5 protein-coding genes and 2 pseudogenes are annotated in these 5,646 nt (G+C 58.7%); 3 read left to right on the plus strand and 4 right to left on the minus strand.

Going from position 1 to position 5,646, the window contains the following annotated elements; all coding sequences use genetic code 11:
- The first annotated feature begins 296 nt into the window (after positions 1–296).
- Positions 297–1,778 carry an ABC transporter substrate-binding protein gene (locus FNU79_RS18580; protein ID WP_225430193.1) on the plus strand — a complete coding sequence of 494 codons (1,482 nt, stop codon included), beginning with the start codon at positions 297–299 and terminating at the stop codon, positions 1,776–1,778.
- 90 nt (positions 1,779–1,868) lie between these two features.
- On the opposite strand, the gene FNU79_RS18585 is transcribed toward FNU79_RS18580, so the two are convergent.
- Together FNU79_RS18585 and FNU79_RS19855 are read right to left on the minus strand one after the other, a co-directional pair.
- Complete coding sequence (locus FNU79_RS18585) at positions 1,869–2,621, minus strand: pyridoxal-phosphate dependent enzyme (RefSeq protein ID WP_143722284.1); 753 nt, start codon at positions 2,619–2,621, stop codon at positions 1,869–1,871.
- 8 nt (positions 2,622–2,629) lie between these two features.
- Positions 2,630–2,800, minus strand: coding sequence for an integrase core domain-containing protein (locus FNU79_RS19855; protein WP_143722289.1), 171 nt, complete (start codon positions 2,798–2,800; stop codon positions 2,630–2,632).
- Between the two features lie 70 nt (positions 2,801–2,870).
- On the opposite strand from FNU79_RS19855, the pseudogene FNU79_RS19860 reads away from it, so the two are divergent.
- Positions 2,871–3,560: pseudogene (locus FNU79_RS19860) on the plus strand (ISL3 family transposase); the annotation flags it as partial.
- Positions 3,561–3,820: 260 nt separating this feature from the next.
- Positions 3,821–4,204, plus strand: a complete 384-nt coding sequence (locus tag FNU79_RS19865) for a helix-turn-helix domain-containing protein (RefSeq protein ID WP_143722286.1) — start codon at positions 3,821–3,823, stop codon at positions 4,202–4,204.
- On the opposite strand, the pseudogene FNU79_RS18605 reads toward FNU79_RS19865, so the two are convergent.
- Together FNU79_RS18605 and FNU79_RS18610 are read right to left on the minus strand one after the other, a co-directional pair.
- Positions 4,191–4,469, minus strand: a pseudogene (locus FNU79_RS18605) (integrase core domain-containing protein); the annotation flags it as partial. The gene FNU79_RS19865 and the pseudogene FNU79_RS18605 sit on opposite strands and share 14 nt — an antisense overlap.
- 4 nt (positions 4,470–4,473) lie before the next feature.
- On the minus strand, positions 4,474–5,646 hold a 1,173-nt coding region (locus tag FNU79_RS18610; protein ID WP_143722287.1), incomplete at its 5' end, for an IS30 family transposase.

The following is a 5,646-nucleotide window of genomic DNA, read 5'->3' on the forward strand; positions in this document are numbered from 1 at the left end:
CCCCCGTGAACCACTTCGGAAGGAGTGTCATGCCCAAGTTTGACAGGGGGAGCAGCAAGCTGCTCCCCCTGTCAATGGCCAAAGTCGAGCTAAGCGCACTTACACCACCTCTTCTCAGTGAGGCAAGGTCCAAGGGAAAACTTGACTTATACGTTAGACTGTAGTTGCTTCGCTGTAGGGCACCTCCCGCTTCGCCGGAACTGAGGCTCGCCTGTGAACATCTGACCGAGTGGATCGGCTCGCCCATTGAAGGCTTGCCCGCCGACTGTTTCGTTCCAAGCTCTCCGAGGAGCCAAATGATGCGTAGTGCCAAAATGTTCACTGCCCTGCTGACCTTAACTTTTATCGCTCAGGCCGCGGCCCAGACCCTGACGGTGGGTCTGGACTCCGATGTAGTCAAGCTCGATCCGGCGCTGTCGGCTGCGGCTGTAGAACGTCAAGTGCTTTACCAGATATTTGACCGCTTGGTTGACGTAGACGACAATCTGAAAATTGTTCCTTCCGTTGCTAAAAGCTGGAAAATCAGCAAAGACGGCCTGACTTATACCCTGACGCTTCGTAGCGGCATCAAGTTCCACGACGGCACGCCTCTCGACGCGGCGGCCGTCAAGTATTCGTTGGAGCGCAACATGACGCTCGACGGCAGTTCGAGAAAAAACGAGTTGGCGGCCGTCAAGAGTGTGACGGTGGTCAATCCCACCACCGTCCGCCTCGATCTGAGCGCGCCGTTCGGACCGCTGCTCTCCATTCTGGCTGACCGCGCTGGCATGATCGTTTCTCCGACGGCGGCCAAAGCAGCAGGCGCTGACTTTGGCCGCGTTCCGGTGGGCAGCGGTCCATTCAAGTTCGTTAACCGCGTGGCGCAGGATAACATCACCCTGAACGCCTTCGATGACTACTGGGACGGCGCGCCCAAAATCGATAAGCTCGTCTTCCGTCCCTTCGCCGATGGGGACGTGCGCTACGCCAACCTGCTCTCAGGCGGCGCACAGGTGATTGTTCTAGACGCCAAAGATGTCACCAAACTCGAGGCCAATACCCGCTTTGAGGTTCTTGATATTCCCACCTTGGGATTTCAGGGCATCTGGCTCAACACGACCCGCCCGCCCTTCAACAACAAACTCGTCCGGCAGGCCGTGGCGGCAGCAATTGACCGTAGCGCCGTGAGCAGCGTTGTCTTTCGCGATCTCGCCAAACCGTCAGCAGGGCCGTTTCCGCCTGGAACGCCCGCCAACAGCACCAGCATCAAGGTTCCTGTTCAGAACATCGCCGAAGCCAAAAAGAAATTGCAGCAAGCTGGGCAGAGTAACCTCACCTTCACCATGATCGCTGGGACGGGCACTGTGACCACCCTGCTTACGCAAGTGTACCAGGCAATGATGGCCCAAGCCGGTATCAACATGAAAATCGAACTGCTTGAGAGTGGCGCTCTGAGCAGCCGCGCCACGACCTACAACTTCGACGCGGCGTTGCTGAACTGGAGCGGCCGGGTGGACCCTGACGGCAACATCTATGACTGGGTGCGAACGGGCGGAGCGTACAACTACGGGCGCTACAGCAACAAAGATGTTGACGCCCTGCTCGCTAAGGCCAGGCTGCAAAGTGCCATGAGCGCCCGCAAGGCCACCTACAACGTGGCGCTCGGTAAGGTTCTCGACGACATGCCCTACATCTGGGTGTACCACCAGAACCTGCTCTACGGTGTGACGAAAAACCTGAGCGGTCTCAAGCCCAGCCCTGACGGTATCCTGCGGTATAAAAACGTGAGCTTGAAATAATTTCCTTATCTTTGGCTCTTTTACAATCCGGAACAATTCTGTTGAGTCAAGTTTTCGGTTACTCCTATTACTCTGTTTTCATAATCACGCTTACTCCTTTTGAGCTGCGGGAACGGATACCTGCGCGACCGCCTCGAGTTCGAGGGCGACACCGAAATGAAGGGCTGGGACGGGCACGATACACCGGGCCGGTCGGTGGTCACCCATCCAATTGGCATAAAGGGCGTTGAACTGTCCCCAGAGCCCAACGTCTGTCAGGTAGACCCGAACCTGTGCCAGCTGACGGCGGCTGCTCACGCAGCCTGTCAGCACCTCGTCCAAGTTGTGGAAGACCTGCGCCACCTGAACCTTGAACGGTTCGTCGGCAAGCGTGTTACCAGCAGGATCCACCGGCAGCAGACTGGAAATGAAGGCCAGTCCGTCGACGCCGAGTGGAACGAGCAGGATGTCAAGAGGACCGACCTCCTCGAACAATTCCTTGGCGACCGTGCCTTGATCCGCCATCACCTGCAGGTGATCGTAGGGCGGAACCAGGGTTAAGCCACGCTCGTGAGCGAGGCGCTGGCCGATGGCCTCCCGGTCCTCGGTGGCGCGGTCGTACAGCACCACCTCTGCACCGTGCCCCCGGGTGGCCTCAAGCTTGATGGTGGGGGCGTCGGCTGGCGTCACAATAACCGCCGGGATGCCGAGCAATTTTGCTGCCAGCGCAATTCCCTTGGCGTGGTTGCCCGATGAGAACGCCACCACACCTAGACGGCGCTGCTCTGGCGTGAACTGCGCGAGCGCGTTGTACGCCCCCCGGAACTTGAAGGCTCCCATCCCCTGGAAGGGGTAATGCTCCATGAAATCCTTCAAGCGGCGTTGCGAGCCTTTGCCGTCTCAAGCAGTTTAGCCCAGGAACAGGCATAGCCCAAGGTGGAGTGCAGCCGAATGCGGTTGTACCAGCCCAAAAATCTGTCGGCTCCATCCCGTAATTCCTGAATCTTACGGAACTCCTCACGGAAGACGAACTCATATTTCAGCGGGTCTTACCCACTTTTGGTGCTACGGGCCCGCCATGCAGTTGACAGGTGATTAGCCTGACACTTTGGTATGGAGACCGCACTGCATTTGCTCCCCGATTGTCCTGGCTTGACGCTGAACTCACCATACTTTGATGCTTCTCAGCAGGAAGTTCACCTCCATATCGAGATCAACGATATTGGCAGTCCGTGTCCGCGATGTCAGATCAACTCCCGTGCGCTACACAGTCATTATGTGCGGCAGGTCAAAGACCTGCCGTGGGGTGAATGGACGGTACATCTGTCAATCACCGCACATAAATACCGGTGCCGCATGCCAGATTGCCCTCAACAGGTCTTCTGCCAACGACTCCCGATAATGGTCGCTCCCTGGGCCAGACGAACGCTGCGGCTCGCCGAAGGTCAGCGTCAGCTTGGTCTGGCCTTGGGTGGAGCTGCTGGTGCTCGCCTCGCGGTAAAGCAACGCACGTCGGTGAGTCGCAGTACGCTGCTGCGCTTGGTCCGTTCGGTGCCCTGCCCCATCTTCACGACGCCTCGGGTTCTTGACATTGACGATTGGGCGATGCGGAAACGGCAGCGGTACGGGACGATTCTGGTCGATCTCGAAACACGGCGACCCGTCGCTCTGCTCGCTGATCGCAAAGCAACGACGCTTCACGTGTGGTTGGAGGCTCACCCAGGGGTTGAGATCGTAACCCGTGACCGATACAAAGCCTTTGCCGATGGGGTGAGTGGCGGCGCACCGCAGGCCCAGCAGGTGCTTGACCGCTTTCACCTGATGCAGAACCTGACTGGGGCGCTTGAAAAAGTCTTCGGTCAATCCAGAATGGCGCTGGAAACGGTCCTGGTGCCGGAAGGGGCGACCCCCCTTCCGGTCGCCCCGCTGCTCGCGGTTCATGACCTCAGTTGCAACCCAGTTATGCCCCTCACCGCAGCACTCCTGGTGCCGCCGGGGTTGCCGACCATATCATCGAAAACCCGGAGACAGCGAAGGATTGAACGCTACGAGCAGATCAAAGCGTGGCACGCTCAGGGTTGGACGATCAGGGTTGGACGATCAGCGCGATCGCTCGTCAGCTTGGGATTGATCGCCGCAGCGTCCGTCGGGCGATCCAGGCCGATGCGTTTCCAGAATTCACGCGCCGAGCCCGGAAACTTGACCCTTACAAAGCGCATCTGATTCAACGCTGGAATGAAGGCTGTCGAACAGGACCTATCTTGTTTGCAGAATTACAGACCCTGGGATATCAGGGCCAACGGACCGCTGTGGGCATTTATCTTCAGCGGCTGCGGCAAGCCCAAGGCTTGCCCAAACGATCGAGAAACGCTCATCCCGATCATCCCCTCCAGCACGTTAATGTGGGCTTGCCCCGATTTTGCGTAGTTGAGGTTAAGCGGCTGTAGCTTGGCGTTCGAAGTCGGCGGGTGTTAAGTAGCCCAGAGACGAGTGGCGGCGCTGGCGGTTGTAAAACACCTCAATGAACTCGAAAATGGCTTGCCTGGCAACCGCTCGGGTTTCGAAGATCGTCTCGTCGAACAGCTCCCGTTTTAGGGAGCTGAAAAAGCTCTCCACAACGGCGTTGTCCCAGCGTTCCCCTTTGCGACTCATACTGCACCGCGCCCGAATCTGAACCAGTGCAGCTTGAAACGAATGACTCGTGTACTGGGTGGATTCAAGCGGTCATCGCAACAGCAGTGTCAACCCCGTGTAGTGCGCGTTCAAAGGCCTCATGAGGGGTCTGCCACCCCAGAACTTTGCGGGGTCTGGCATTTAGCGTCTTCGCTACAGCCTCTAAGTCGTCTGCGCTGTGCAGGCTCAAATCCGTGCCTTTCGGAAAGTATTGGCGTAAGAGGCCATTGGTATTTTCGTTTGTTCCTCTCTGCCAAGGGCTTCGCGGTTCGCAGAAATAGATGCCCACCCCCGTTTCCAGGTGCAGTTGTTCATGCTGACTCATTTCCGCACCCTGATCCCAAGTCAGTGAGCGGCGGAGCTGGGGGGGCACGGTGGTGATCATCCGGGCAATGGCTTCCCGAACGGCCTGAGCACCGTGGCCAGCCAGGGCTGGCCCGTTCTTCACCGGTGACTCCAGACCATGTTCCGGCATCTGGGGCAAGTGAAGCAAGAGGGTGAAGCGCGTGGTGCGCTCCACAAGTGTGCCTATAGATGAGCTGCCCAACCCGAGGATGAGATCCCCCTCCCAGTGTCCGGGCACTTCCCGGTTCGTCACTTCCTCTGTACGCGCCTTGAGCATGACCTCGGGAACGACAAACGTTTTGCCGGGGCTGCACCGGCGTGCCCGCGGCACGCGCAGGGTTCGGCCCATCCGGAGGCAGGCAGTTAAGTCGCGGCCCAACGTGCCACGACCTTCGATATACAGCGCCTGGTAAATGGCCTCGTGACTGATGCGCATGGTGGCGTCATCTGGGAAGTCGAGCCGCAAGCGCTGGGCGATTTGCTCTGGACTCCATGCCGTTGTCCAGCGACGATCTTGTCGCCGCCCATGACGGCGGCCTTTCCAAAGCACTGTTGGTCCAGGAATCGGCGTGCCAGTGGCAAAGACCAACATACCTGACAAACGATCTTCGACATACGTTTTCAGCACCTTGTTGACCGCCAATTTCGCGGGCTTTGGACGCCGGGCGGCACGTTCGGCGTGCCATTGTGCGGTGGTGGCTCGGTAGGCTAGACCGCCGCCACGGGTGGCGGCGTTGCGCTGGACCTCACGTGAAATCGTGGACGCCGCCCGACCCAGTCGGCGTGCAATCTCACGGATGCCGAGTTGTTGCGCTCGGGAGAGTGCGATCTCTTCGCGCTCTGCAAACGACAAACAGCGCCCAGAAAGGGG

Source organism: Deinococcus detaillensis, assembly GCF_007280555.1.
Taxonomy (GTDB): domain Bacteria; phylum Deinococcota; class Deinococci; order Deinococcales; family Deinococcaceae; genus Deinococcus; species Deinococcus detaillensis.